The following is a 23629-nucleotide window of genomic DNA, read 5'->3' as shown; positions in this document are numbered from 1 at the left end:
CGACCGCCCGGATCAGAATTCGTCGTTGAGGTACGGGGCCAGCGGGACGGCGAGCGCGGCGGCCAGCCGCGCGGCCGCGCCCTCCGTGCGCTCGGTGATCGCGCCGACCCTGGACAGGGTGCGCGGGCTGGTACCGCCCAGGTAGACCGAGGCCAGGTCGGCCGCGGTCATGGCCAGGTCCGGCGGGTCCGCGGTCGGCTCGCAGGACGGGGCCGGGCCCGTGGTGAGGCGCCACCGGCCCGCGTTGGCGGGGAGGCGGTCGTCCTCGACCTCCAGGACGAAGGCGTCCTCGGCGGCCCAGGAACGCGCGCGGAGCGCGGCCGGGACGTCGATCAGGCGCAGCCACAGCGCGCCGTAGTCCTCCTTGACCGACACCTGGTCCGGGTCGGCGGCCATGTACGGCAGCAGGTCGTCGACCGGGCGGCTCGGCGCGTGGACGCGGGACGTCAGGTCGATCGACGCCAGGAACCGCCACAGCGCCGCCTCGATCCGCGGCGTGTCGGCCACGAGGTCGACGACCCTGATCGTTCCGTTCCCGGCGGCGCGGTAGACGGCGTACCCGCCCGGGTGGACGACGACCCGCGGCCCGGTGTGTCCGGCGGCGTCACCGTCCACCGGCGGCAGGATCGCGCGCGCCCACCACTCGGGGTCGCGGACGAGGCCGCCCGGCCGGGCCTCCAGACCGCGGCGGTGGATCGGGTCGAGCACCTCGGGCGCGGACCCGGGGTCGATGAGGCGGAGGGGGCGCTCGTCGGGTGGCGTGCGGAGCGCCAGCGGCCGGGACGTGTCGACCTCCAGGCCGATCGCGCGCGTGGCGAGGCCGAAGCCGTAGCGGCCGTAGATGGCTCCCTCGGACGCCCACAGCGCCGAGACCGGCCGCCGCGCCGCGACGGCGTCGGCGAGCGTCCGGTCCATCAGGGAGGAGAGGATCCCGCGGCGGCGGTGGGTGGGCAGCACGCCGACGAGGCTGACCGCCGAGCAGTCGAGGAGCGCGCCCGGCACGGCCAGGCGCATCGGGAGCGTCGCGACCTGGCCCACCAGCTCGCCGCCGTCGTAGGCCCCGGCGCGCTCGGCGCGCAGCGGCTTCCACCGGTCCCTCTCGGGGTCGACGCGGACGTGGAACACCATGCCGGCCAGGTCGACCATGCGGTCGACATCCGATTCCGGCAGGTCCCTTATCTCGATCATGGATCCACCGTATGCGGGCCGGCGCCGTCCCCTCAGCCGCGCACCAGGGTCGCGAGGCACTCCACATGCTGGGTCATCGGGAAGGCGTCGAAGGCGCGCAGGCCCTCCAGGGTCCAGCCGCGCTCGCTGAAGTAGGCGAGGTCGCGGGCCAGCGTCGCCGGATCGCAGGACACGTAGGCGATCTTGCGGCCGGCGAGCCGGGTGATGTGCTCGACGACGTCGCGGCCCGCGCCGGTGCGCGGCGGGTCCAGGACCACGAGGTCGGCGCGCCGGACGCGCTCGCCCCGGTGGTGGCCGCCGCCCCGCTTGTTCTGCGTGCGGGAGCCGCTGGACGCGCGGCCGAACTCCAGGTCGGCGACGACCTCCTCGACGGGGCCGCGCTCGATCGACACGTTCGGCAGGTCGCGCAGGTTGAAGCGGGCGTCGCGGACGGCCTGCCCGTCCGACTCGACGCCGACGACGAGGCCGTCCGGGCCGATCCGGTCGGCGAGGACGCCGGCGAACAGGCCGACGCCGCAGTACAGGTCGAGGGCGATGTCGCCGGGCTTGGGCTCCAGGGCGTCCAGCACGGCGTCGGCGAGGAGCTGCGCCGCGCCGGGGTGGACCTGCCAGAACCCGCTGCCGCTCACCTGGAACAGCCGCCCGGAGACCTCCTCGCGCACGTACGGCAGGGAGCTCCCCGGCTCCGGCTTGCCGCGCACCAGCCGGACCGGTACGTCCAGCCGCGGCACCTTGATCCTGCGGCGGTCGCGGCCGCGCAGCACGACCAGGCGGTCGCCCGTGGTGGCCGAGACGATGCCCTCGACACCAGACGCCCCGGGCCAGCGCTTGCGCTCGATGCCCATCAGCTCGACGCCCGGGTGGGCGATCAGGCACTCGTCGATCGGCTCGATGTCGTGCGAGCGGTGCCGGCGCAGCCCGACGGTGCCGGAGTCGACGGCGAACTGCACGCGGGTGCGCCAGCCGAGACCGGGCGGCGGCGCGACCTCGGCGTCGACCGGGTACGGGACCTCCTCGACCGTCACCGTGCGGGTGATGCCCGCGAGGCGCTGGAGCTGCTCGGCGACGACGGCCGCCTTGAGCTCGCGCTGGGCGGGCAGGGAGGCGTGCTGCCAGTCGCAGCCGCCGCAGCGCCCCGGCCCCGCGAACGGGCACGGCGGCGCGACGCGGTCCGGGGACGCCTCGATGATCTCCACGGCGTCGGCGCGCAGGAAGCTCTTGGTCCGGTCGGTGACGCGGGCCCGCACCCGCTCGCCGGGCAGGGCGTGCCGGACGAAGACCACCCGGCCCTCGTGCCGGGCGACGCAGAATCCGCCGTTGGCGACGTTGCCGACCTCCAGTTCGAGGACGTCGGGTTCGAGTTCAGTCACGGTCCGAAACACTACCGGCACCGGGGCGCGCCCCGGTCCGCGGCGGACGCCGGGACGACCCGGGCCCGGGCGGCTCGACCCGCCCCTTCAGCCGGTCCGACGACTGGAGCTGCCAGGCGACGCTGGTCACCATGACGCCCGGCTGGAACAGCAGCCGCCCCTTCAGCCGCAGCGCGCTCTGGTTGTGCAGGAGCTGCTCCCACCAGTGCCCGACGACGTACTCGGGGATGAACACGGTCACGACGTCGCGGGGGCTGCGCCTGCGGACGCCCTTGACGTAGGCGAGGACGGGCCGGGTGATCTCCCGGTACGGCGAGTCGAGGATCTTCAGCGGGACGGGGATGTCGAGGGCGTCCCACTCCTCCTGGAGCTGCCGGGACTCCTCGGCGTCCACCGCGACGGTCACCGCCTCCAGCGTGGACGGGCGGGTGGCACGGGCGTAGGCCAGCGCCCGCAGCGTCGGCTTGTGGATCTTCGAGACGAGCACGATGCCGTGGTTGCGCGCGGGCAGCGCGACGTCCTCGCCGGAGGGCACGAGCTCCTCGGCGACCCGGTCGTAGTGCCGCCGGATCGCCTTCATCAGCAGGAACAGCAGCGGCATCGCGATGCACACGATGTAGGCGCCGAGCGCGAACTTGGTGATCAGCACGATGACCAGGACGAAGCCGGTGAGGGTGGCGCCGAACGCGTTGATGCCGCGGGAGGTCTTCATCCGGCGGCGCTGCGCGGCGTCCGGCTCGGCGGCGAGCAGCCGGTTCCAGTGCCGCACCATGCCGACCTGGCTGACGGTGAAGGACACGAACACGCCCACGGTGTAGAGCGGGATCAGCCGGCTGACGGACGCGTCGTAGGCGTAGACCAGCAGCCCCGCCATGGTGGCGAGGATGATGATGCCGTTGCTGTAGGCGAGCCGGTCGCCGCGGGTGTGCAGCTGGCGCGGCAGGTAGCGGTTCTGGGCGAGCACCGAGGCCAGCACCGGGAACCCGTTGAAGGCGGTGTTGGCGGCGAGGAACAGGATCAGCGCGGTCATCGCGGCGACCAGCGCGAAGCCCGGGGTGAAGTTGCTGAACACGGCGTGCGCGACCTGCGCGATCACCGGGTCGGCGTGCTCGACCACCCGCCCGGTCGCGGGGTCGACGAGCACGCTGTCCTGGCCGAGGTCGGTGAACCGGACGTCGGTGACGAAGGCGAAGGCGACCACGCCGCCGAACATCGTCATCGCGATGAGCCCGAGCGCCAGCAGCGTGCGGGCCGCGTTCTCGCCCTTGGGCTTGCGGAACGCGGGCACCCCGTTGCTGATCGCCTCGACCCCGGTCAGCGCGGCGCAGCCGGAGGAGAACGCCCGCAGCAGCAGGAAGACCAGGGCGAACCCGGCGAGGTCGGTCTGGTCGCCGCGGACCTCCAGGTGCGCGGTCTCGGCCTCCAGGTCGGCGCCCGCGACCAGCCGGATGAGCCCCCACGCCAGCATGCCGAACACCGCGAACATGAACAGGTAGGTGGGGATCGCGAACGCGATCCCGGCCTCCTTGAGGCCGCGCAGGTTGCCGATGGTGAGCGCGACGACGATGCCGATCGCCACGGCGACCTCGTGCGGCCGCATGGCGGTGAACAGCGCGCCGAGGTTCTCCACGCCGGAGGAGACCGAGACCGCGACGGTGAGGGTGTAGTCGACGAGCAGCGCGCTCGCGACGAGCACGCCCCAGTTGTCGCCGAGGTTGGTGGTGGCGACCTCGAAGTCGCCGCCGCCGCTCTGGTAGGCCCGGACGTTCTGCCGGTAGGACGCGACCACCGTCAGCAGGATCACCACCACGGCCGCGGCCACCCAGGGCGTGTAGTGGTACATCACGAGGCCGCCCGCGCCGAGTGCGAGGAGGATCTCCTGGGGGGCGTAGGCCACCGAGGACAGCGCGTCGCTGGCGAAGACCGGCAGCGCGATCCGCTTCCTCAGCAGTTGCTCGTGTTGCTGGGAACTGCTCAGCGCGCGGCCCAGCAGGAGCCGCTTCGCGAGGTCCGGAAGCCTTGACACGAAAGGAGAGCCTAGCCCTCGCCCCGGCCAGGGTTTTCTCCCCCCGCCGCGGACCTGGTTGAGTAGTACTCGCCTGGGGGGATGTGTAGGTTTGCAGCCCGGCAGGGATCATTGTCGGAAAACGGTCCTCGGGTGCGGCACGGCGTCGGCGGCGCAGCGACGAATGCCGTGCACCGGCGCGGGGGTACAGGGGGAACGTCCTCCTGGACGGAAGAGGGAACGGCCGTGCATATCGTGATCATGGGATGCGGGCGGGTGGGCTCGACGCTCGCCCACATCCTGGAGGACAAGGGCCATTCGGTGTCCATCATCGACCAGAACCCCGAGGCGTTCCGCCGGCTGCGCAGCGGATTCCGGGGCCGCCGCATCACCGGGTTCGGATTCGACCGCGAGGTGATCGCCGAGGCGGGCATCGAGCGCGCGTCGGCGTTCGTGGCCGTCAGCAGCGGCGACAACTCCAACATCATCTCGGCCCGGGTGGCGCGCGAGACGTTCGGCGTCGACAACGTCGTGGCCCGGATCTACGACCCGCGCCGCGCGGAGGTCTACCAGCGCCTCGGCATCCCCACGGTCGCGACGGTCCGCTGGACCGCCGACCAGATCCTGCGCCGGCTCCTCCCGGAGGGCGCGGAGCCGCTGTGGCGCGACCCGACCGGGGCGGTCGTCCTCGCCGAGCTGGACTCCGGGCACCTGTGGGTCGGCGCGAAGGTCGGCGCGCTGGAGGAGCACGCGGGCACCCGCGTGGCGTTCCTGTCGCGGATGGGCGAGGCGCTCGTCCCCGACCGGGACACGGTGATCCAGGACGGCGACATCGTGCACATCATGGCGAACGCCGACGACCTGGAGCGGGTGAACGCCGCCGTCGCGGCGCGGAACGGGGAGGACGGCTGATGCGGGTCGCGATCGCCGGGGCCGGCGCGGTGGGCCGCTCCATCGCGCAGGAGCTGCTGGAGAACGGGCACGAGGTGCTCCTGATCGACAAGAGCCCCAAGGCCATCAAGGTGGAGATGGTGCCGCGCGCCGAGTGGCTGCTGGCCGACGCGTGCGAGATCTCCTCGCTGGACGACGCGGCGCTGGAGCGCTGCCAGGTCGTGGTGGCCTCGTCCGGCGACGACAAGGTCAACCTGGTGGTGTCGCTGCTGGCGAAGACCGAGTACGGGGTGCCGCGCGTGGTGGCGCGCATCAACCACCCGAACAACGAGTGGCTGTTCAACGAGTCGTGGGGCGTGGACGTGGCCGTGTCCACCCCGCGGCTGCTGTCGGCGCTGGTGGAGGAGGCGGTCAGCGTCGGCGACCTCGTCCGGCTGATGACGTTCCGCCAGGGCGAGGCGAACCTGGTCGAGCTGACGCTGCCGGAGGACGCGCCGCTCGGCGGGCAGCGGGTCGGGTCGGTGGAGTGGCCGCGCGACACCGCGCTCGTGGCGATCCTGCGGGAGGGGCGGGTGCTGGTGCCCTCGTCCGACGACACGCTGGAGCCGGGCGACGAGCTGATGTTCGTGGCCAGCCAGGACGTGGAGGACGAGCTCGCCGAGCTGCTCGGCGGGCGCTGACGCCCACGGCGACGTTCACGGCGGCGTTCACGGTGGATCTCGTGCGGGGCCCGTCCGGCCGGGCGACCGGTCAGGCGGGCTCTTCGCGCTCGATGGGGGTGCGGCCGCGGGCGAGCAGCCACACCATCGCCGCCAGCGCGGCGACCTGCAGCGGCCAGCCCATCGCGATCTTGGCGGCGCCGAGCAGCCCGCTCTGGTCGCCGTCGGCGAGGTAGATCGGGTACTGGACGGCGACGCGCGCCGCGCAGGGCAGCACCAGCAGCCAGGTGAGCCGGGAGCACAGCTTGACGATGCCGGGGTCGCGCCGCCAGGCGGTCGGGTCGCCGGTGACCGAGCCGATGATGAAGCCGACGACCGGCCAGCGCACCACGATCGAGAAGATCATCGCGGCGGCGTAGCCGGCGTTGAGGATGATGCCGGGCAGGAAGGCGTCCTCGGCCTTGCCCGAGCGCAGCGCGAAGAACGCGGCGATCGCGATGCCGACGAGACTGTTCAGCACGAACTGCGGGCTGGAGCGCTGCGCGAGCCGGACGACCAGCAGCACCACCGCCGCGCCGATCCCCGCCCCGACGGCGAGGCGGATGTTCTCGGCCGCGACGTAGGTACCGGTGAAGGCGATGGTGGGGACGGCGGCCTCCAGCATGCCGCGGACGCCGCCGAGCGCCTTGGTGAGCTGGGCGCGCACGGCCGCCTCGACGGTGTCGTGCGCGGCGGTCTCCCGCCCGGTGCCGGCTGTCGTCTCGCTCACGCTGCCACTTCGCCCATCTGCTCCTCCGGCCGCCCGGGGACGGCCGTCACGAGCCGCCGCGCAGCTCGTATCGCGGATTGAACATGACCTTGCGCCCGTCCTGCACGCTGACCAGGCCCTCGGCGCGCAGCCGGCGGCCCGGGTCGATCCCGGCGATCTTGCGGCGGCCGAGCCAGACCAGGCTGATCACGTCGGTGCCGTCGTAGAGCTCCGCCTCCAGCGCGGGCGCGCCGCCCCGGGGCCGCAGGGTCACGGTACGTAGCGTACCCGCCACGCAGTTGCGCGTGCGCGCGCCGCAGTCGGTGATCGGCGTCGCGCCCTCGTCGCCGGTGGTCTTCTGCAGTTCCTCGGCCTCGAGCTCGGCCTTGCCGGCCGCCATCCGGCGCAGGAAGCGCCGCAGGCCGCCCTTGCCGTGCCCGTGCCCCCCAGGGTCCGCCTGGGACGGCGTACCGGCCGAAACCTCGTCCATACCTCGAAGCGTATGACATCCACGGACGAATCGGCCCCCCGGCCGGGGACCCGGACACGCGTGCGCGCCCACCCGGGCGAGTGGGCGCACACGTGGAGGGCCGCGCGGGGAACGCCGTCAGCGCAGGGCGGCCTCCACGGCCGGGACGCGGAGGGTGCGCCGGGTCGCGGCGTGCGCCGTCACGCCGGTCAGCACGGCGGCCAGGGCGGCGACCGCGAGGTAGATCGACACGTCGCCGTCCGGGACGGCCGAGTCGCGGCGCGCGAGGCCGAACGGGACGATCGTGAACAGCGCCGCGACGGTCCCGAGGAGCACGCCGGTGACGGTCAGCACCGCCGACTCCAGCGCCACCGCGCCGAGCAGCTGGCGCGGGGTGGCGCCGGCGAGGCGGGTCTGGCCGAACTCGCGGCGCCGGTGCGCGGTCGCCGCGACCAGCGTGTTGACCAGCATGATCGCGGTGAACAGCACCACCATGCCGATGACGACGAAGTTGAGCGTCTCGATGCTCTTCTGATCGGCCGTCTTGGCCAGGCCGGCCGCGTCCATCGCGGCGTTCTCGGTGGCCTGCAGGTACAGCGTGCCGACGGCCGTCCCGACGAACAGCACGACCGGCGTCACCGCGGACGCGAGGGCGCCCGTCCGGCGGCGCATCGTGGCCGCCACGAAGTCGCCCGCCGCGCCGAACGCCCGCAGCGGGCCGGCCGCGAGCACCGCCGTCCGGCGCATGATCGCAGGGGCGAGCAGCGCGAGGCCGATCCCGGCGAAGATGTCCGCCTGCCCCGACGTCGCCATCGTGTCGCTGCCCGCGTCGCTCATCACCGTGAGCGTCACCACCGCCTCGGTGGCGGCCAGCAGCAGGAACACCACGGCGAAGACGATCCGCTTGCGGCTCAGCCGCGCCTCGTCGGCCGCGGCCGCGGCCATCGACTCCACCACCCGGACGCGGACGGCGCGGCGGGCGGTGATCAGCGCGGCGGCGACCGCGGACACCAGCGTGACGCCGAACCCCATCGACAGCGCGGCGGCGCCGAAGTGGTGGCCGATCCCCGCCGGCACCTGGTCGGTGCCGTGCAGCAGCCCGAGCAGCGCCCGGCCCGCCGCGACGGCGGGGACGACGGCGAGCAGCGCCGCCGCCAGCGCCAGGCCCGCCGCCTCGCCAACGATCATCCGGCCGAGCTGCGCCGGGGTCGCGCCGACGCTCTTCAGCAGCGCGATCTCCGCCGCCCGCTGCCGGACGGACAGGGTCAGCGTCGAGGTGACCGCGAAGACCACCAGCAGCAGCCCCCAGCCGCCGACCACGGTCGCCATCGTGACGAGCGTCTCCCGGGCCTCCCCGGTCGCGCCGCTCCCCTCCGCCGTGTCGAGCATCGAGGCGAACGACATGATCATGATCGCGCCGAGGAACATCGCGAGGAAGCTCGCGGTGAACGCGCTCGCGCGCTTGCGCAGTGAACGCAGTGCCAGTCCGAACATGTCAGGCCCCCGCCATCGTGCGCTGGCGCTCGACCTCGTCGGCCAGGTGGGTCATCCGCTCCGCGACCGACTCGGCGGTCGGCGCGGTCTGGTGGCCGACGATCCGCCCGTCCGCCAGGTAGAGCACGGAACCGGCGAACGACGCGGCGACCGGGTCGTGGGTGACCATGACCACCGTCTGCCCGAACGCCCGCACCGACTCGCGCAGCAGTTCCAGCACGGCGCGCGCGCTGCGGGTGTCGAGCGCGCCGGTCGGCTCGTCCGCGAACACCACCCGCGGCTCGGTCACCAGCGCCCGCGCGATCGCCACCCGCTGCTGCTGGCCGCCCGACAGCTCCGACGGGAGGTGGTGCAGCCGGTCCCCGAGCCCCACCCGCTCCAGGACGGCCCGCACCCGCGCCTTGTCGACCTTCCGGCCTGCCAGCTTCAGCGGCAGCACGGCGTTCTGCATCACGTCCAGGGTCGGCAGCAGGTTGAACTGCTGGAAGATGAAGCCGATCCGCTGCCGCCGGAACTTGGTGAGCGCGGCCTCGCCGCCGCCGGACAGCTCCGCTCCGTCCACGAAGACCCGGCCCTCGGTGGGGCGGTCCAGGCCGGCCGCGCACTGGAGCAGCGTGCTCTTGCCCGACCCGGACGGGCCCATCACCGCGGTGAACGACCCGGCCGGGAGTGACAGCGACACGCGGTCCAGCGCCACCACCTGGTTGCCCTCGGCGCCGTAGACCTTGCGCACGCCGTCCAGCCTGAGCGCCTCACCGGGCGCCTGGGGCGCCGCGGCCGTTCCGCTTCGTCCGAACATCATTCCCTTACCTCCGCCCGGCGCCCCCTCGCGGGGCGCCTCGGGAACGAAGCTACGGACGGCGGACGCGGCCGGGGATGGGTCCAGCACGCCGATCGGGGTAGGCAAAACCCCACCTTCGCCGGAACCCCGGCTTCCCACCCGCCGCACGCGGCCCGCTAGAGTCGCCTGCGGTGCGCCGGGAAGTCTGGTCGGCAGGTCAGTCAGCCGTACACCCGACCAGGAGGTTCCGTGCAGGCCACCGCCGCGATCGTCGTCTTCGTCTTCGCCTACGTGCTGATCGCGTCGGAGAAGGTGCACCGGACGGCGGTGGCGCTGGGCGGGGCCGGTCTGATGCTGCTGCTGCACATCACCGATGCCGAGGGCGCCTTCTTCTCCTCCGAGTCCGGGATCGACTGGAACGTCATCTTCCTGCTGCTCGGGATGATGGTCATCGTCTCGGTGCTGCGGCGCACCGGCGTGTTCGAGTTCGTCGCGATCTGGGCGGCGAAGCGCGCGCGGGGACGCCCCTACCGGCTGATGGTCATGCTGATCGTGCTGACGGCGGTGGCGTCCGCGCTGCTGGACAACGTCACCACCGTCCTGCTGATCGCGCCCGTCACCTTCCTCGTCTGCGAGCGGCTCGCGCTGCGGCCCGAGCCGTACCTGATCGCCGAGGTCCTGGCGTCCAACATCGGCGGCACCGCGACCCTCGTCGGCGACCCGCCCAACATCATCATCGCCAGCCGGGGCGGGCTGTCGTTCAACGACTTCCTCGTCCACCTGGCCCCGCTGGTGGTGCTGCTCCTCATCGTGTTCTGCGGGCTGGCCCGGTGGCTGTTCCGCGCGGAGTTCCGCTACGACCCCGACCTCGCCGCCGAGGTCATGGCGCTGGAGGAGCGGGAGGCCATCACCGACCGGCGGCTGCTCGCGCAGGGGCTCACCGTCCTCGCGATCGTGATCGCCGCGTTCGTGCTGCACCCCGTCCTGCACTACGAGCCGTCGGTGGTGGCGCTGCTCGGCGCGGGCCTGCTCGTCGCCGCGACCCGGGTGACGACGGAGGAGGCGCTCAGCGAGGTCGAATGGCCCACGCTGGTGTTCTTCGCCGGGCTGTTCGTGATGGTCGGCGGGCTGGTCGAGACCGGCGTCATCGCCAACGTCTCCGAGGCCGCCGCCGACGCCACCGAGGGCCGCCTCGGGGCCGCCGCGATGCTGCTGCTGTGGGCGTCGGCGGTGCTGTCGGCGATCGTGGACAACATCCCCTACGTCGCCACGATGAGCCCGATCGTCGCCGACCTCGTCCAGCAGCACCCGGGCGAGCAGGGGCACGTCCTGTGGTGGGCGCTCGCCCTCGGCTCCGACCTCGGCGGCAACGCCACCGCCATCGGCGCCAGCGCCAACGTCGTCGTGCTGGGCATCGCCGCCCGCAACGGCACCCCGATCAGCTTCTGGCGGTTCACCCGGTACGGCCTCATCGTCACCCTCATCACGGTCGCGCTCGCCACCCCCTACCTGTGGCTCCGCTACCTATAGGTGACGCCTACGGGCGCTACCTCGGCAGCTTGCGGCGGGTGAGTTCCCGGTGGCCGGCGATGACGCCCATCACCCCGAAGGCCCCGCAGGCGAGCGCGCCGACCAGGGTCGTCACGCCGGCCGCCGTCTCGTTGGCACCGGCGGCGATCGCGGCGGCGCCGGCGGCGATCAGGGACGCCCCGGACGCGTGCATCCACGGCTGGGCGCGGCGGTGCACGATCAGCCACGACTCGTCGTCGGCCATGCTCCGTCCCGTCCGGATCCCGATGAAGCCGTTGCGCCGGATCCGGCCCGTGGCGCCGAGCCTGCCGACCACGGCGACGAGCACGCCCGCCGCGATGAGAACGATCCCGGTGATGGTCAAGGTGCCGTACCCCTCTCTGTCCGATATGACCATGATGCCCGTCCGAGGGTGGAGACATGATCGGCGAGGATGGGGAGATGGACGTGGTACCTGAGGACTGGGAGCGGGCCCTGGCGATCGTCGCCCATCCGGACGACCTGGAGTACGGGTGCTCGACGGCGATCGCCAAGTGGACCGCGCAGGGCAAGACGGTGACGGAGGTGCTCGCCACCCGCGGCGAGGCCGGGATCGACGCGATGGACCCCGAGGAGGTCCGGCGCGTCCGCACCGCGGAGCAGATCGAGGCGGCGCGGCGGGTCGGCGTCGGCACCGTCGAGTTCCTCGACCTGCCGGACGGCATGCTGGAGTACGGGCTGCCGCTGCGGCGGACGCTCGCGAGCGCGATCCGCCGGCACCGGCCCGAGGTGGTGCTGTCGATCAACTTCCGGGAGAGCTTCCCGGAGGGCGGGTTCAACATGGCCGACCACCGGGTGCTCGGGCTGGCCGTCGCGGACGCCGTCCGCGACGCCGCCAACCGGTGGGTGTTCCGCGACCTCGGGCTGGAGCCGTGGCAGGGCGTCCGGTTCACGCTGTTCGGCGGGTCGCCGCGGCCCACGCACTACGTGGACGTCACCGGGCATCTGAACGCAGGGATCGACTCCCTGCGCGCGCACGAGGTGTACTTCGCCAACCTCGGCGCGGACTTCGACGCCGCGGAGTTCCTCACCGGCATCGCCGAGCCGGCCGGGCGGGAGGCCGGCGTCGAGCACGCGATGACGTTCGAGATGCTCTGACCTCGCCCAGGGCCGGACCCCTTCGGTTTTCGGGGGTCCGTGCCGGGGTCAGTGGCGGGCGTTGGGCCGCTTGCCCTTGTTGTGCTTGCTCCGCTTGCGTGCCCTGCGCTTGCGCGTCCTCTTCGACATGCCCCGATTGACCACCCGCACGGCCCGCAAGGCAAGGGATCGGCGGGGCCCGGGAAGGCGAAACCCGCCCGGTGGCACGTCCGAAAAGGACTGCGGCGCGGGCGGGCCGGCGTTCGCGGGACGCGGCGGATGCCGCGGGTCAGCGCACCTCGGTGATCTCGGGGCCGCGCTCGAACGGGTCGAAGGTCTCCACGGCCTCCTCCTCGCCGTCCTGCCCGGCCTCGCTGAACTCCTTGGGGATGCGCAGCTCCAGCAGGTCGCGGGGCGGCATCGGGGCGTCGCCCCGGACCACCACCACGCCGCGCAGCACGTCCTCCAGCACCTGCCACTGCTCCTCGTCCTCGATCGCGGCGCCCTGCACCACGGCCTGCAGGAACCAGCGGGGGCCGTCCACGCCGAGGAAGCGGATGATCTGCGGCGCCCAGCCCTGCTCGATGAACTCGGCCGGGATCTGCTCGCGGACCTCCTGCGGCATCTCCGCGAGGACCTCCTCGGTCAGCGCCGCCGGGACCATCGCCAGCAGCTCGGGACCGAACGGCCCCTCGCCCTCCTGGATCTGGCCCTGGGCCTCCTCGGTGATGTCCTTGGCGGTCTCACGCCGGACGTCGTCCCAGATGCCGCTGCGCTTCGGCGCCGCGAACACCTGGAGCTGCATGGCGCTCTCCTCGTACTGCACCAGCACGGCGACGGGGCGCCCGTCCAGGGGGTTGCCCTCCTCGTCCACCTGGGTGGCCTCGAAGTTCACCTGGAAGCCCAGCCCCGGCGCGACCGGGATCTGCAGGGAGCCGAAGTCGAGCCGCTGCAGCTCGGGGAAGGAGTCCTCGGAGTCCCACGGGCCGCCCTCGGCCTGCTCCGCCTCGGCCGGGGCCTCCTCGGCGGTCTCCACCGGCTCCTCGGTCGCCTCGGGTCCCTTCGCGGGCTCCTCGGCCTGCCGGCGACGTCCAAAAGCCACGACTCACGCTCCTTCTCGACTGTGCTCATTGTTCCCGGAAACGCGCGTGTCACCGAATCCGCCCGTGGACCCGAATCCGCCGGTTCCGCGCGCCGCCCCGGGAAGGTCGGCGACCTCGTGGAACACCGCCCGCTCCACCCGCTGCACGACCATCTGCGCGATGCGGTCTCCGCGCCGCAGCGTCACGGCGGCGCGGGGGTCGGTGTTCAGCAGGGTCACCTTGATCTCACCCCGATAGCCGGCGTCGACCGTACCGGGTGCGTTGACAATGGTCACTCCCAACCTAGCGCCCAATCCGGACCTGGGGTGAATGAAAGCGGCGTAGCCGTCCGGCAGCGCGATCGCGACCCCCGTCGGGACGGACGCGCGCTCCCCGGGGGCCAGCTCGACGTCCTCGGCCGCGACCAGATCCGCGCCCGCGTCGCCCGGATGCGCGTAGGCCGGCAGGGGCAGCTCGGGATCCAGCCGTTTGATCAGCACATCGACCTTGCTCACGGGCTCCACCTCAACGCGTACCTGCCGGAGGACCACCCGACCCTACCGACGGAGCCGTGCCCTGCCGCGGCCGAAACGCCGCCGTGGGACGCCGCCGCCGCGCGAGTCCGGCAGTTGACCCTACCCGTTCCCGGACGTGACCACTTCCGGAAGGTTTATCCCCGAAGCGGCGGATCACGCGTAGCGTCACACCTGTTACCCGCGGTGTTTCTGTGGGGCGTGCGTCCCGCAGGGAGGGGGCGGCATGGTCTCTCGGCGCGAAGTCACCCACCGTTCGCTGGACGGCGTGCGCGTCCGGCTCGGCGGCGCCCACGACCTCGGGCGCCCGTGCACGTCGGTGGCGCGGATCGCCGACCGCGGCCGGCTCCACGAGCTGTCCGGCGGCACCCGCGCGGACGCGCTCGGCTGGGCCGAGGACATCGGCGTCGAGCGCTTCGAGCAGGAGTTCCGGCTGCAGGGCGGTCGGCTGCGGGTCGGCCGCGCCGAGACCCGCGACCCCGACACCGGGCAGCGCGACCCCGTCCTCGCCGCCGTGTGGGAGGGCCGCCGGCACGCGGTGTTCACCCACCTCTACCACGGGCGCCCGGCGGACGCGGTGGCGTTCTTCGGCACCGTCCGCCTCACCGAGCACGAGGACGGGATCGTCGCCGTCCCCCGGGGCCGCGCGCGGCGCCCCGAACCGGCCGAGATGGTCAAGGAGGTCCCCGGCCTCGGGCTGCTGGAGATCACTCCGCTGACCGCGGGCACGCGCCGGCGGCTGCCGCCCTGGCGCGGCGCCCGGGTGGCGGGCGGCGAGCTGTTCCAGGACACCGTCGAGGGCCAGGGCCCCTACTTCCTGCTGGCGCTGAGATCGCTGCTGGTGACCGTCCTGCCCGAGGAGGACCGGGTCCGCGAGGTCCCTCGGCGGCTCTCCGGGCTGGCGGTCGAGGCGGTCCGGTGACCGGCCCGCTCGCCGGGGTCGCGGTCTCGCTCGTGCTCCTGGCCTCGGCGTCCGGCCAGGCTGCCCGTCCCCGTGCGCTCGCCGCCGCGCTGCGCGCGCACCGGGTCCTTCCCCGCGCCGCGGCCGCTCCGGTCGCGGCCGCGGTGATCGCCACCGAGGCGCTGGCCGGCGCGGTCGGCGCGGTGGCGCTACTGCTCTGGCTGGACGGCCCGCTCCGGGCGTCCTGCGGGGCGGCGGCCGTCCTGCTCGCCGCGTACGCGCTCTACGCGGCGCACGTGTCGCGCACCCGCCAGGGCGTGCCGTGCGGGTGCGCGGGCGACGGCACGCCGATGACCGGCTGGGTCGCCGCGCGCGCCGCCGCGCTCTCCCTGCTCGCCCTCGCCGGCGCCCTGCTCGGCCTCCCGGCCGAGGCCACCGCCTACGAGTTGTCCATCACGGTCACGGCGGGGCCGGCGTTCGCGGTGCTCCTGTGGACGCTGCCCCGCGCGATGCGCACGGAGAGGAGGACGGCCGGATGAGCTTCCAGAGCAGCGCGCTGCTGCTGTCGTGGGTCGCGATCCTGCTGCTCGCCCTGGTCGTCGCCGGTCTCGTCCGGCAGGTCCACGCGCTCGGCCAGGGCGCGCCCTCGGCCGCGCTCGGCCCCGCGCCGGGCGCGCCCGCGCCCGCCTTCGAGCGCCTCGGGCCGGGGCTGCTGCTGTTCCTGGACCGCGACTGCGGCGTCTGCACCGACGTGCTCGCCGCCGCCGGGGCGCTGGACCGGCCCCTGCACGCGATCTTCGCGGGCCCGCCGCCGGACTCCGGTCCGCCGCCGGGCGCGACCGTCGTCACCGGCGAGCGGGACGGCCTGTTCGCCGACTACCGCGTGCCCGCCACCCCGTTCGCCGTGCTCGTCGGCGCGGACGGCCGGGTGCGGGCCGCCGAGCCGGTGGGCTCCCCCGAGGCCCTCCGGGAGCTGGCACTGGAGGCCGCACGATGATCGAGCTCGAAGACGTCCCGCCGCTGCGCGGCCCGCGCCCCGCCGGGGCCGAGCGCGTGCGCAGGCGGCCCGTCCCCCGGGACGAGCCGAGGTTCCGCCCCGCCCGGCGCAGCCTCCTGACCGGCCTCGCGGCCGCGGGCGCCACCGCCGGGCTGAAGGCGCTCGGCGTCTTCCCGCCCGCCCGGGAGGCGCTCTCCTCCGGCTTCCAGCTGGTCGGCTACTACGACATCTACCCGCGCTGCCCGTCGTACGCGGCGAACCACAACTGCTCCCCCGGCTGCGGGCCGAGCTACGTGTGCAGCTGGTGCTGCCGGACGAGCGGCAAGTACAAGGGCTTCCACAAGTCGGGCGCCTCCCACCCCGGCCGGTACAAGCTGCGGCCCAACCAGTGCTACGGCGGCGGCTACGACGGCTGGCTCTGGGCCTACGCCAAGAGCTGCGGCAAGTGCAAGAAGGGCGTCACCTGGCGCTGCCACGACGGCTGGAAGAAGTCGAAGAAGGGCAACTGGTACAAGACCATCTGCCGGAAGGCGACGGCGTGCAAGAACTGACGGCGTGCAGGAACTGACGGCGTGCAGGAACTGAGTGCGGGGCGGCTGCGGCGGGGCCTGACCGACCCGCTGCTGCCCGTCGCCGCCCTCGCCCTCCTCGCGGTGGCGGCCGCCGCCCTGGACGCCGCCGTCCTGTGCTGGTCGTCGATCGGCGCCCTCGCCGGGTTCTCGCTGTCCGGCAGCGTTTGAACGCGCAACAGCGAATCGGTGCTGTTCTCGCCAGGTTGGCGGGCCCCCGTACGGCAGGGCGAGGTCCTGGCCGTCTTCACCCTCGGGCTCCTGCTCGGGGGCACCCTGACCGCCGCGGTGGTCTACCTGCTGACCGGTCTCGCCGCGCCGCTCCCGGACCCCGTCCGGACGGCCGCGATCCTGGCCGCCGCCACGGTCGGCGCCGCCCGCGAGTTCGGCCTGGTCAGCCTCCCCCTCCCGCAGAACGCCCGCCAGATCCCGCCGGACGTCCTCCAGACCCGCCTGCGCCGGGGCGCCCTCCAGTTCGGTTTCGAACTGGGCACCGGCGTCCGCACCTACGTTTCCGCTACGTCCCCGTACGTCCTGGCGCTGGCCCTGCTCCTGGCGGGCCTGTCCCTTCCCCTGACCCTCCTCACCGGCGCGGGCTTCGGGCTGGGCCGCGCACTGAGCGCCGCCCTTACCTACCTGGCCCGAGACGACCACCGCGACGCCGTGATGGCCGCCCGGATGCCCCTGACGAAGACCACCGCGGCCGTGGTGCTCCTGTCCGCTCTCGCGCTGCTGCTTCTATGAGACCCCCTCGCTTGCAGCCCACGCGGCCGAGGCGCTGCACAGGTCGGCTATGTGAGAAACTGAGCCGAACGTCCGATTGAAAGGTCCGTGCATGCTCTGGTCACTGCTGGTGTTCCTCGCGTTGCGGGGCTTCGCCGTGGCCGAGTGGGCGGGGATGGCGCCGGGCCAGTCGGTGCTGGTGGCGCTGGGCTCGCTGACCGTCGTGGGGCTGCTGGTGCTGGCGGCCGTGCGGTTCCGCACGGCACGGCGGGGGCACCGGGCGGTGCTCGCCCGGGTGCGCACGACGCTGCGCGAGCGGACGCTGCGCACGGCCTTCCTGCCGCAGCGCGACCCCGACGCCGCGGGACGCCCGCGTCCGAGAGCACCCGGAACGGGGATCGCGGCCGCCTGAGCGCGGCCGGAACGCATCCCTTCTCCCTCTCGTTCCGGAAGGTCCTCTCATGTTCGATGTTCCCGTCTCGATCGCCCATGCCCTCGTCTCCGGACTGGCGGACGGCCTGGAGCCGTTCAGCGGCGGGTTCGCCACGGCGCTGGCGATCGTCCTCTTCACCCTGGCCCTGCGGGTGCTGCTCGTCCCGCTGGCCGTCGCGGCCGCCAAGGGCGAGCGCACCCGGGCGCGGCTGATGCCCGAGATCCAGGCGCTGCAGAAGAAGCACAAGAAGAACCCCGAGCGCCTGCGCCGGGAGATGGCGGCGCTGTACGAGGCCGAGGGCGCCTCGCCCGTCGCCGGATGCCTGCCGATGTTCGCGCAGATCCCGTTCTTCATGGTCATGTACCGGCTGTTCACGTCGGCGACCGTGGCGGGGCACCAGAACGCGCTGCTGGCGCACACGCTTCTCTCCGCCCCGCTGGGGCAGAACTTCGTCGGGCTCCTCGGCGGCGGGCTGCTGTCGCCGCCCTCGCTGGTGTTCGTCGGGCTGTTCGTCCTGCTGGGCGCGGTCGCGGTGTGGTCGTCGCGCCGGGTGACCGCCGACGGGCCGATGGGCAACGTGGCGCGGGTGCTGCCGTTCGGGACCGTGGTCTTCGCGGCGTTCGCACCGCTCGCGGCGGGGCTGTACCTGCTCGTGTCGGGCGCGTGGACGGCGGCGGAGCGCGCGGTGCTCCAGCGGAAGATCATCGCTGTCGCCTGAGGGCCCTTGACGGGGGCGCCGGCGACTCGGTTCGATGTGAACCGAATCAGGTTCTGGACGAGTGCGAGGACGGTGCGCAGTGACGACGACGGTGCCGGACGCCGACCGGCTGAGCGTTGCCGACCTGCCCTTCTGGTCGCTGCCTCCGGAGCAGCGGATGGCGGAGTTCGCGAGGCTCCGCCAGCGCGAGCATCCGGCGTTCTTCCAGGAGCTGAAGCTGCCGTTCGTCAAGCAGGGGCCCGGCTTCTACGCGCTGACCAGGCACGCCGACGTCGTGGAGGCCAGCCGGTCGCCGCAGGTCTTCAGCAGCGAGCCGTGCTCCAACAGCATCGCCGACATGCCCGGCTACCTGGCCCGCTACTTCGGGTCGATGATCAACATGGACGACCCGCGGCACGCCAAGATCCGCAAGATCGTGTCGCGGGCGTTCACCCCCCGGGTGCTGGAGAAGATGGAGGCCGACCTCCAGGCCGCCGCGACCCGCATCGTGGACGACCTGGTCGCCAAGGGCTCGGCGGACTTCGTCACCGACGTCGCGGCGCGGCTCCCGCTCCAGGTCATCTGCGACATGATGGGCATCCCCCAGCACGTCCGGCCGATGGTGTACGAGCGGACGAACATCATCCTCGGTCTCGGCGACCCCGAGTACAGCGGCGGCCGGGACTACAGCCGCGACGGCATCACCCGGCTCGGCGCGCTGTACGGGCTGCTCCGGGTGCTGACGGCCGGGTTCGAGCTGAACCACCTGGCGATGAAGCTGGCCCGGCTGCGGCGCCGCCGCCCCGGCGACGACCTGGTGTCCGCGCTGATCGCGGCCGAGGTGGACGGGGAGCGCCTCACCGACCAGGAGATCGGCTCGTTCTTCATCCTGCTCGTGGTGGCCGGGAACGAGACGACGCGCAACGCGATGTCGCACGGCCTCAAGCTGTTCACCGACAACCCCGAGCAGCGCGCGCTGCTGCTGGAGGACTTCGACGCGCACATGCCGGGCGCGGTCGAGGAGATCGTCCGGATGGCGACGCCGGTGATCCAGTTCCGCCGGACGCTCACCCGCGACCACGAGATGAACGGCCACGAGTACCGCAAGGGCGACAAGGTCCTGCTCTTCTACAACTCGGCCAACCGCGACGAGACGGTCTTCGACGACCCGGACGTCTTCGACATCACGCGCTCCCCCAACCCGCACGTCGGGTTCGGCGGCCCCGGCCCGCACTTCTGCCTCGGCGCGAACCTCGCCCGCCGCGAGATCACGGTCATGTTCCGCGAGCTGTTCACCCGCGTCCCGGACATCCGCGCCACCGGCGAGCCGGACCGGCTCTTCTCCAGCTTCATCAACGGGATCAAGCACCTGCCCTGCTCGTTCTGAGGCGGGTCAGCCCGCGGCGCGCTCGGCGGCGGCCCGCGCGGCGGGCGAGACCGCGAGGTAGTCGAGGGCGCGCCGGGTCGAGCACTCCCGGGACGGGTGGTAGTCGCGCCGCAGGTAGGCGCGCCCGGCGGCCAGCATGAACCGGTTGCTCGGGAACAGCCCGCGCCGCACGGCGCGCCGGTAGTCGCGGATCCGGGGGCGGACGCCCGACAGCGTCGGGTCGGCCCGGCACAGGAACACGGCGCCGGCGTAGACGGTCAGCGGCAGCGCGAGGACGCCGAGGAAGAACGCGATGAACCGCATCCAGTACCGCCCGGCCACGTGCTGGTAGACGTCGAAGGCGACCGAGCGGTGCTCGACCTCCTCGGCACCGTGCCAGCGCAGCAGGTCCAGCATCGTCGGGTCGGCGCCGGCCTCGTCGAGCTCGCGGGCGTCCAGGATCCACTGGCCGAGCACGGCGGTGTAGTGCTCGATGCCGGCGATGACGCCGATCCGGACGAACAGCCACCGCTTGCGCGGCAGCAGCGGCACCGGGCACCGCTCACCGAGGATGCGGGTGAACAGCCACTCGATGCGGTCGGTCAGCGGGCCCGGGTCCAGGCCGCGCTCCCGCATCTGCCGGTCGAGGACGCCCTGGTGGGAGTAGGCGTGCACGGCCTCCTGCCCCATGAAGCCCTTGACCTCGCGGTAGAGGCGCTCGTCGTCGCGGACGAGCGGGAGCGCCTCCTTGTAGACGCGCACGAACCACCGCTCCCCGGCGGGCAGCAGCAAATGCAGCACGTTGATGAAGTGCGTCGCGACCGGCTCGCCGGGGATCCAGTGCAGCGGGGTGCCCGTCCAGTCGAACGCCACCCGCCGCGGGGCGATGACCGGGTGCCGCTCGTCGATCTCGTCCATGACCGCTCCCCCATATTGGATTTCGATCCAATATGGGGAGCGGGCGCGGGCGGGTCAAGGGCGATGCGCGCCCCCGCGCAGTGACCTGCGTCGCAGCGGGGGACGAGCAGGGCAGGCCGGGCCCGGGCGGGCCGGGCCCGGGCGGGCCGGGCCCGGGCGGGCCGCGGCCGGGCCGGCTAGGTCGCCGGGGCGAGTTCGACGTCGACGGTCAGGTCGGCGGGGGCGGCCTCCAGCGTCAGGTCGGCGATCCGGCCCGCCGCCGCCAGGTCCGGCCGGGCGATGTGCGCCACCTCCGCGCCCCGCACGACGGCGCGGGACACGTCAGCGCGCATCGACGCCTTCGCCTCCGACTTGGCCTTGCGGACCTGGCGGAGCGCCTCGCCCGTCGCGGCGAGCACCGCCGGGTCGCCGCCCGCGGGCAGCTCGGCGGCCGCCGGCCAGGACGCGGTGTGCACCGACCCCCGGCGCCACCACGACCACACCTCCTCGGTCACGAACGGCAGCACGGGCGCGAACAGCCGCAGCAGCACCGACAGCGCGGTGCGCAGCGCCGCGCGCGCCGACAGCGCCTCCGGGCCGTCCCCGTACGCGCGGGCCTTCACCAGCTCCAGGTAGTCGTCGCAGAACTCCCAGAAGAACCGCTCCGTGCGCTCCAGCGCGCGCGTGTAGTCGTAGCCCTCGAACGACTCCGTCGCGTCCTTGACGACGCCGGACAGCGCCGCCAGCATCGCCCGGTCGAGCGGCTCGGTGACGGGCGCGCCGGCCTCCACCTCGCCCAGCCCGAGCACGAACTTGGACGCGTTCAGGATCTTGATCGCGAGGCGCCGGCCCACCTTGATCTGGCCGGTGTCGAACGCGGTGTCGGTGCCCGGCCGCCCGCTCGCCGCCCAGTAGCGGACGGCGTCGGACCCGTACTCCCGCAGCAGGTCGATCGGCGTGACGACGTTGCCCTTGGACTTCGACATCTTCTTGCGGTCGGGGTCGAGGATCCACCCCGACAGCGCGGTGGCCTTCCACGGCAGCGAGCCGTGCTCCAGGTGCGCGCGGACGACCGTGGAGAACAGCCATGTCCGGATGATGTCGTGCGCCTGCGGCCGCAGGTCGTAGGGGAAGACGCGGCCGAACAGGTCGGCGTCGCGCTCCCAGCCGCCCGCGATCTGCGGGGTGAGCGACGAGGTCGCCCAGGTGTCCATCACGTCGGGGTCGCCGATGAAACCGCCCGGCTCCCCGCGCTGCTCGGCGGTATAGCCCGGCGGGACGTCGGAGGACGGGTCGACGGGCAGCGCGCCCTCGGACGGGACGATCGGCGCGTCGTAGCGCGGCTCGCCGGAGGCGTCCAGCGGGTACCAGACGGGGATCGGCACGCCGAAGAAGCGCTGCCGGGAGATCAGCCAGTCGCCGTTCAGCCCCTCGACCCAGTTCTCGTACCGGGCCCGCATGTAGCCGGGGTGCCACGCCAGCTCGCGCCCCCGCGCCAGCAGCTCCGCCCGGACGCCCTCGTCGCGCCCGCCGTTGCGGATGTACCACTGCCGGGTGGTGACGATCTCCAGGGGCTTGCTGCCCTTCTCGTAGAACTTCACCGGACGGCTGATCCTGCGCGGCTCGCCGTCGAGGTCGCCGGACTCGCGGAGCATCTCGGCGACGCGCTCCTTGGCGGAGAACACGGTCTTGCCGGCCAGTTCGGCGTACGGCTCCGGGGCGACGCCGGGGGGCGGGTCGGCGGCGAGCCGGCCGTCCCAGTCGACGATCGCGCGGGTCGGCAGGTCGAGCTCGCGCCACCAGGTGACGTCGGTGACATCGCCGAACGTACAGATCATCGCGATGCCGGAGCCCTTGTCGGGCTCGGCGAGGCGGTGCGCGAGCACCGGGACCCGGACGCCGAACAGCGGCGTGCGCACGGTCGTGCCGAACAGCTCCTGATAGCGCTCGTCGTCGGGGTGCGCGACCAGCGCGACGCACGCGGGCAGCAGCTCCGGCCGCGTCGTCTCGATGTAGACCGGGCGCTCGTCCCCGTGGAAGCGGATGCGGTAGAACGCGCCGGGGTGCTCGCGGTCCTCCAGTTCGGCCTGCGCGACGGCCGTGCGGAACGTCACGTCCCACAGCGTCGGCGCCTCGGAGACGTACGCCTCACCGCGCGCCAGGTTGCGCAGGAACGCGCGCTGCGACGCCGTGCGGGCGGTGTCCCCGATGGTGGTGTAGAGGTGGTTCCAGTCGACCGACAGGCCGACCTGGCGCCACATCTCCTCGAACGCCTTCTCGTCCACCTCGGTGAGCCGTTCGCACAACTCGATGAAGTTGCGCCGGGAGACCGGCCGCTGGCGCTTGGGGTCGGGCTTGGCCGGCGGCTCGAAATCGGGATCGTAGGGCAGCGACGGATCGCACCGGACGCCGAAATGGTTCTGCACCCGGCGCTCGGTCGGCAGGCCGTTATCGTCCCACCCCATCGGGTAGAAGACCGCGCGACCGCGCATGCGGTGGAATCGCGCGACGGTGTCGGTGTGGGTGTAGGAGAAGACGTGGCCGACGTGGAGGGACCCGCTCACGGTGGGCGGCGGGGTGTCGATCGAGTAGACCTCGGCGCGCGGGCGGGTGCGGTCGAAGCGGTAGACGCCCTCGTCCTCCCAGACGCGTACCCACTTGTCCTCGAGTCCGTCCAGGGAGGGCTTCTGGGGGACGTGCGCGGTACGCGGCTGCTCTGTCATAGGCCAATGGTATTGACATCGGCCGGAATCGCATGCCAATTGACCGGCGCCGACGCGGCGATCGCCTCCGCCGCCCGGGGCGGGCCGTTCCGGTAGCGTCGGAGACGACAGACGAGTGGAGGACGAATATGGCGGATAAGGGCGACATCGGGTGGCGGGTGATGGCCGGGGCCGCGGCGTTCGCGGGCGGGTTCGTCGCCAAGAAGACCATCACGATGATCTGGAAGAAGAGCACCGGCAAGGAGCCCCCGACCAATCCCGAGTCCCCGGACGTCGACCTGCTGGAGGCGATCGGCTGGGCCGTGGTGATGGGCGTCGGCATGGAGGTGGCCCGCCTGCTCGCCACCCGAGCCGTGGCGCACCAGTACGCCAAGGGAACCGGTCAGCTGCCGTCCCATCTGAAGACCGAGGTCTGACCGGCGCCGTCCCGTTCCAGGGGGGCGACCCCCTGGGGCGG

The 23629-nt window shown here is 73.2% G+C and carries 27 protein-coding genes; 14 read left to right on the top strand and 13 right to left on the bottom strand.

Annotated features, from left to right (window positions below; translation table 11 throughout):
• Window positions 1–12: 12 nt before the first annotated feature.
• From CHF16_RS09945 to CHF16_RS09935, 3 genes are read right to left on the bottom strand one after another with little or no spacing between them, the layout of a single operon-like run.
• The gene (locus CHF16_RS09945; RefSeq protein WP_089325660.1) at window positions 13–1188 is read right to left on the bottom strand and encodes a GNAT family N-acetyltransferase; all 1176 of its coding nucleotides are present in this window, start codon (window positions 1186–1188) and stop codon (window positions 13–15) included.
• Between the two features lie 32 nt (window positions 1189–1220).
• Complete coding sequence (locus tag CHF16_RS09940) at window positions 1221–2558, bottom strand: class I SAM-dependent RNA methyltransferase (protein WP_089325659.1); 1338 nt, start codon at window positions 2556–2558, stop codon at window positions 1221–1223.
• Window positions 2551–4584, bottom strand: a complete 2034-nt coding sequence (locus tag CHF16_RS09935) for an APC family permease (RefSeq protein ID WP_089325658.1) — start codon at window positions 4582–4584, stop codon at window positions 2551–2553. Before CHF16_RS09935 ends, CHF16_RS09940 begins: the two co-directional genes overlap by 8 nt.
• A gap of 225 nt (window positions 4585–4809) precedes the next feature.
• Between CHF16_RS09935 and CHF16_RS09930 the strand changes: the two genes are divergently transcribed.
• Entirely contained in the window at window positions 4810–5475 is a 666-nt protein-coding gene (locus CHF16_RS09930; RefSeq protein ID WP_089325657.1) for a potassium channel family protein, read from the top strand.
• Window positions 5475–6134 (top strand): potassium channel family protein, encoded by a 660-nt coding sequence (locus CHF16_RS09925; protein WP_089325656.1) that lies wholly within the window; start codon window positions 5475–5477, stop codon window positions 6132–6134. Before CHF16_RS09930 ends, CHF16_RS09925 begins: the two co-directional genes overlap by 1 nt.
• Before the next feature lie 70 nt (window positions 6135–6204).
• Here the strand turns inward: CHF16_RS09925 and CHF16_RS09920 are convergent, their stop codons facing one another.
• The 4 genes from CHF16_RS09920 to CHF16_RS09905 form a co-directional block, all read right to left on the bottom strand.
• The gene (locus tag CHF16_RS09920) at window positions 6205–6882 is read right to left on the bottom strand and encodes a DUF3159 domain-containing protein (RefSeq protein ID WP_245868326.1); all 678 of its coding nucleotides are present in this window, start codon (window positions 6880–6882) and stop codon (window positions 6205–6207) included.
• A 46-nt stretch (window positions 6883–6928) separates the two neighbouring features.
• Window positions 6929–7351, bottom strand: coding sequence for an OB-fold nucleic acid binding domain-containing protein (locus CHF16_RS09915; RefSeq protein WP_179271462.1), 423 nt, complete (start codon window positions 7349–7351; stop codon window positions 6929–6931).
• 117 nt (window positions 7352–7468) lie between these two features.
• Window positions 7469–8824 (bottom strand): FtsX-like permease family protein, encoded by a 1356-nt coding sequence (locus tag CHF16_RS09910; protein WP_089325654.1) that lies wholly within the window; start codon window positions 8822–8824, stop codon window positions 7469–7471.
• Between the two features lies 1 nt (window position 8825).
• Window positions 8826–9623, bottom strand: a complete 798-nt coding sequence (locus CHF16_RS09905) for an ABC transporter ATP-binding protein (RefSeq protein ID WP_089325791.1) — start codon at window positions 9621–9623, stop codon at window positions 8826–8828.
• 231 nt (window positions 9624–9854) lie between these two features.
• Between CHF16_RS09905 and CHF16_RS09900 the strand changes: the two genes are divergently transcribed.
• Entirely contained in the window at window positions 9855–11135 is a 1281-nt protein-coding gene (locus CHF16_RS09900; RefSeq protein ID WP_089325653.1) for an ArsB/NhaD family transporter, read from the top strand.
• A gap of 16 nt (window positions 11136–11151) precedes the next feature.
• Here the strand turns inward: CHF16_RS09900 and CHF16_RS09895 are convergent, their stop codons facing one another.
• Entirely contained in the window at window positions 11152–11499 is a 348-nt protein-coding gene (locus CHF16_RS09895) for an SdpI family protein (RefSeq protein ID WP_179271461.1), read from the bottom strand.
• 77 nt (window positions 11500–11576) lie between these two features.
• Here CHF16_RS09895 and CHF16_RS09890 point away from each other — a divergent pair, with 77 nt between their 5' ends.
• The gene (locus tag CHF16_RS09890) at window positions 11577–12272 is read left to right on the top strand and encodes a PIG-L deacetylase family protein (protein WP_089325790.1); all 696 of its coding nucleotides are present in this window, start codon (window positions 11577–11579) and stop codon (window positions 12270–12272) included.
• 48 nt (window positions 12273–12320) lie between these two features.
• Here CHF16_RS09890 and CHF16_RS42290 read toward each other — a convergent pair whose 3' ends face one another.
• The 3 genes from CHF16_RS42290 to dut form a co-directional block, all read right to left on the bottom strand.
• Window positions 12321–12401, bottom strand: a complete 81-nt coding sequence (locus CHF16_RS42290; RefSeq protein ID WP_483860509.1) for a 50S ribosomal protein bL37 — start codon at window positions 12399–12401, stop codon at window positions 12321–12323.
• A gap of 139 nt (window positions 12402–12540) precedes the next feature.
• A complete protein-coding gene (locus CHF16_RS09885) occupies window positions 12541–13353 on the bottom strand; it encodes a DUF3710 domain-containing protein (protein ID WP_089325651.1) in 813 nt (270 codons plus the stop codon).
• A 3-nt stretch (window positions 13354–13356) separates the two neighbouring features.
• Window positions 13357–13848, bottom strand: coding sequence for a dUTP diphosphatase (gene dut / locus CHF16_RS09880; protein WP_425427482.1), 492 nt, complete (start codon window positions 13846–13848; stop codon window positions 13357–13359).
• Window positions 13849–14092: 244 nt separating this feature from the next.
• Here dut and CHF16_RS09875 point away from each other — a divergent pair, with 244 nt between their 5' ends.
• The 9 genes from CHF16_RS09875 to CHF16_RS09840 all read left to right on the top strand — a co-directional run bounded on the left by CHF16_RS09875 (window position 14093) and on the right by CHF16_RS09840 (window position 19573).
• Complete coding sequence (locus tag CHF16_RS09875; RefSeq protein ID WP_089325650.1) at window positions 14093–14788, top strand: hypothetical protein; 696 nt, start codon at window positions 14093–14095, stop codon at window positions 14786–14788.
• On the top strand, window positions 14785–15306 hold the full coding sequence (locus CHF16_RS09870; RefSeq protein WP_089325649.1) for a MauE/DoxX family redox-associated membrane protein: 522 nt from the start codon (window positions 14785–14787) through the stop codon (window positions 15304–15306). Before CHF16_RS09875 ends, CHF16_RS09870 begins: the two co-directional genes overlap by 4 nt.
• Entirely contained in the window at window positions 15303–15764 is a 462-nt protein-coding gene (locus tag CHF16_RS09865) for a hypothetical protein (RefSeq protein WP_089325648.1), read from the top strand. The genes CHF16_RS09870 and CHF16_RS09865 overlap by 4 nt, the downstream gene beginning before the upstream one ends.
• Entirely contained in the window at window positions 15761–16315 is a 555-nt protein-coding gene (locus CHF16_RS09860) for a hypothetical protein (protein ID WP_089325647.1), read from the top strand. Before CHF16_RS09865 ends, CHF16_RS09860 begins: the two co-directional genes overlap by 4 nt.
• A gap of 21 nt (window positions 16316–16336) precedes the next feature.
• Entirely contained in the window at window positions 16337–16504 is a 168-nt protein-coding gene (locus CHF16_RS40180; RefSeq protein WP_179271459.1) for a hypothetical protein, read from the top strand.
• Window positions 16505–16522: 18 nt separating this feature from the next.
• Entirely contained in the window at window positions 16523–17077 is a 555-nt protein-coding gene (locus tag CHF16_RS09855; RefSeq protein WP_218826609.1) for a hypothetical protein, read from the top strand.
• 91 nt (window positions 17078–17168) lie between these two features.
• Window positions 17169–17468 (top strand): DUF6412 domain-containing protein, encoded by a 300-nt coding sequence (locus tag CHF16_RS09850; protein ID WP_089325646.1) that lies wholly within the window; start codon window positions 17169–17171, stop codon window positions 17466–17468.
• A 49-nt stretch (window positions 17469–17517) separates the two neighbouring features.
• Window positions 17518–18207, top strand: coding sequence for a YidC/Oxa1 family membrane protein insertase (locus CHF16_RS09845; RefSeq protein ID WP_089325645.1), 690 nt, complete (start codon window positions 17518–17520; stop codon window positions 18205–18207).
• Window positions 18208–18286: 79 nt separating this feature from the next.
• A complete protein-coding gene (locus tag CHF16_RS09840) occupies window positions 18287–19573 on the top strand; it encodes a cytochrome P450 (protein WP_245868325.1) in 1287 nt (428 codons plus the stop codon).
• Between the two features lie 6 nt (window positions 19574–19579).
• On the opposite strand, the gene CHF16_RS09835 is transcribed toward CHF16_RS09840, so the two are convergent.
• Entirely contained in the window at window positions 19580–20470 is an 891-nt protein-coding gene (locus CHF16_RS09835) for a metal-dependent hydrolase (RefSeq protein ID WP_089325644.1), read from the bottom strand.
• Window positions 20471–20646: 176 nt separating this feature from the next.
• Window positions 20647–23172 carry a valine--tRNA ligase gene (valS, locus tag CHF16_RS09830; RefSeq protein ID WP_089325643.1) on the bottom strand — a complete coding sequence of 842 codons (2526 nt, stop codon included), beginning with the start codon at window positions 23170–23172 and terminating at the stop codon, window positions 20647–20649.
• 128 nt (window positions 23173–23300) lie between these two features.
• On the opposite strand from valS, the gene CHF16_RS09825 reads away from it, so the two are divergent.
• Entirely contained in the window at window positions 23301–23588 is a 288-nt protein-coding gene (locus tag CHF16_RS09825; protein WP_089325642.1) for a DUF4235 domain-containing protein, read from the top strand.
• Window positions 23589–23629: the final 41 nt, after the last annotated feature.

The organism is Actinomadura meyerae (genome assembly GCF_900188445.1).
Taxonomy (GTDB): Bacteria; Actinomycetota; Actinomycetes; order Streptosporangiales; family Streptosporangiaceae; genus Spirillospora; species Spirillospora meyerae.
Note: the sequence above shows the minus strand (reverse complement) of the source record. Positions and strands in the feature narration are given on the sequence as shown.

What these genes read in the sequence shown, in the direction of transcription:
- CHF16_RS09860 (WP_089325647.1), top strand. Translation starts at nt 15,761, where the DNA reads ATGATCGAGCTCGAAGACGTCCCGCCGCTGCGCGGCCCGCGCCCCGCC.
- CHF16_RS09845 (WP_089325645.1), top strand. Translation starts at nt 17,518, where the DNA reads ATGTTCGATGTTCCCGTCTCGATCGCCCATGCCCTCGTCTCCGGACTG.
- CHF16_RS42290 (WP_483860509.1), bottom strand. Translation starts at nt 12,401, where the DNA reads ATGTCGAAGAGGACGCGCAAGCGCAGGGCACGCAAGCGGAGCAAGCAC.
- CHF16_RS09925 (WP_089325656.1), top strand. Translation starts at nt 5,475, where the DNA reads ATGCGGGTCGCGATCGCCGGGGCCGGCGCGGTGGGCCGCTCCATCGCG.
- CHF16_RS09875 (WP_089325650.1), top strand. Translation starts at nt 14,093, where the DNA reads ATGGTCTCTCGGCGCGAAGTCACCCACCGTTCGCTGGACGGCGTGCGC.
- CHF16_RS09850 (WP_089325646.1), top strand. Translation starts at nt 17,169, where the DNA reads ATGCTCTGGTCACTGCTGGTGTTCCTCGCGTTGCGGGGCTTCGCCGTG.
- CHF16_RS09890 (WP_089325790.1), top strand. Translation starts at nt 11,577, where the DNA reads ATGGACGTGGTACCTGAGGACTGGGAGCGGGCCCTGGCGATCGTCGCC.
- CHF16_RS09910 (WP_089325654.1), bottom strand. Translation starts at nt 8,824, where the DNA reads ATGTTCGGACTGGCACTGCGTTCACTGCGCAAGCGCGCGAGCGCGTTC.
- CHF16_RS09915 (WP_179271462.1), bottom strand. Translation starts at nt 7,351, where the DNA reads ATGGACGAGGTTTCGGCCGGTACGCCGTCCCAGGCGGACCCTGGGGGG.
- CHF16_RS09825 (WP_089325642.1), top strand. Translation starts at nt 23,301, where the DNA reads ATGGCGGATAAGGGCGACATCGGGTGGCGGGTGATGGCCGGGGCCGCG.
- CHF16_RS09905 (WP_089325791.1), bottom strand. Translation starts at nt 9,623, where the DNA reads ATGTTCGGACGAAGCGGAACGGCCGCGGCGCCCCAGGCGCCCGGTGAG.
- CHF16_RS09865 (WP_089325648.1), top strand. Translation starts at nt 15,303, where the DNA reads ATGAGCTTCCAGAGCAGCGCGCTGCTGCTGTCGTGGGTCGCGATCCTG.
- CHF16_RS09945 (WP_089325660.1), bottom strand. Translation starts at nt 1,188, where the DNA reads ATGATCGAGATAAGGGACCTGCCGGAATCGGATGTCGACCGCATGGTC.
- CHF16_RS09835 (WP_089325644.1), bottom strand. Translation starts at nt 20,470, where the DNA reads ATGGACGAGATCGACGAGCGGCACCCGGTCATCGCCCCGCGGCGGGTG.
- valS (WP_089325643.1), bottom strand. Translation starts at nt 23,172, where the DNA reads ATGACAGAGCAGCCGCGTACCGCGCACGTCCCCCAGAAGCCCTCCCTG.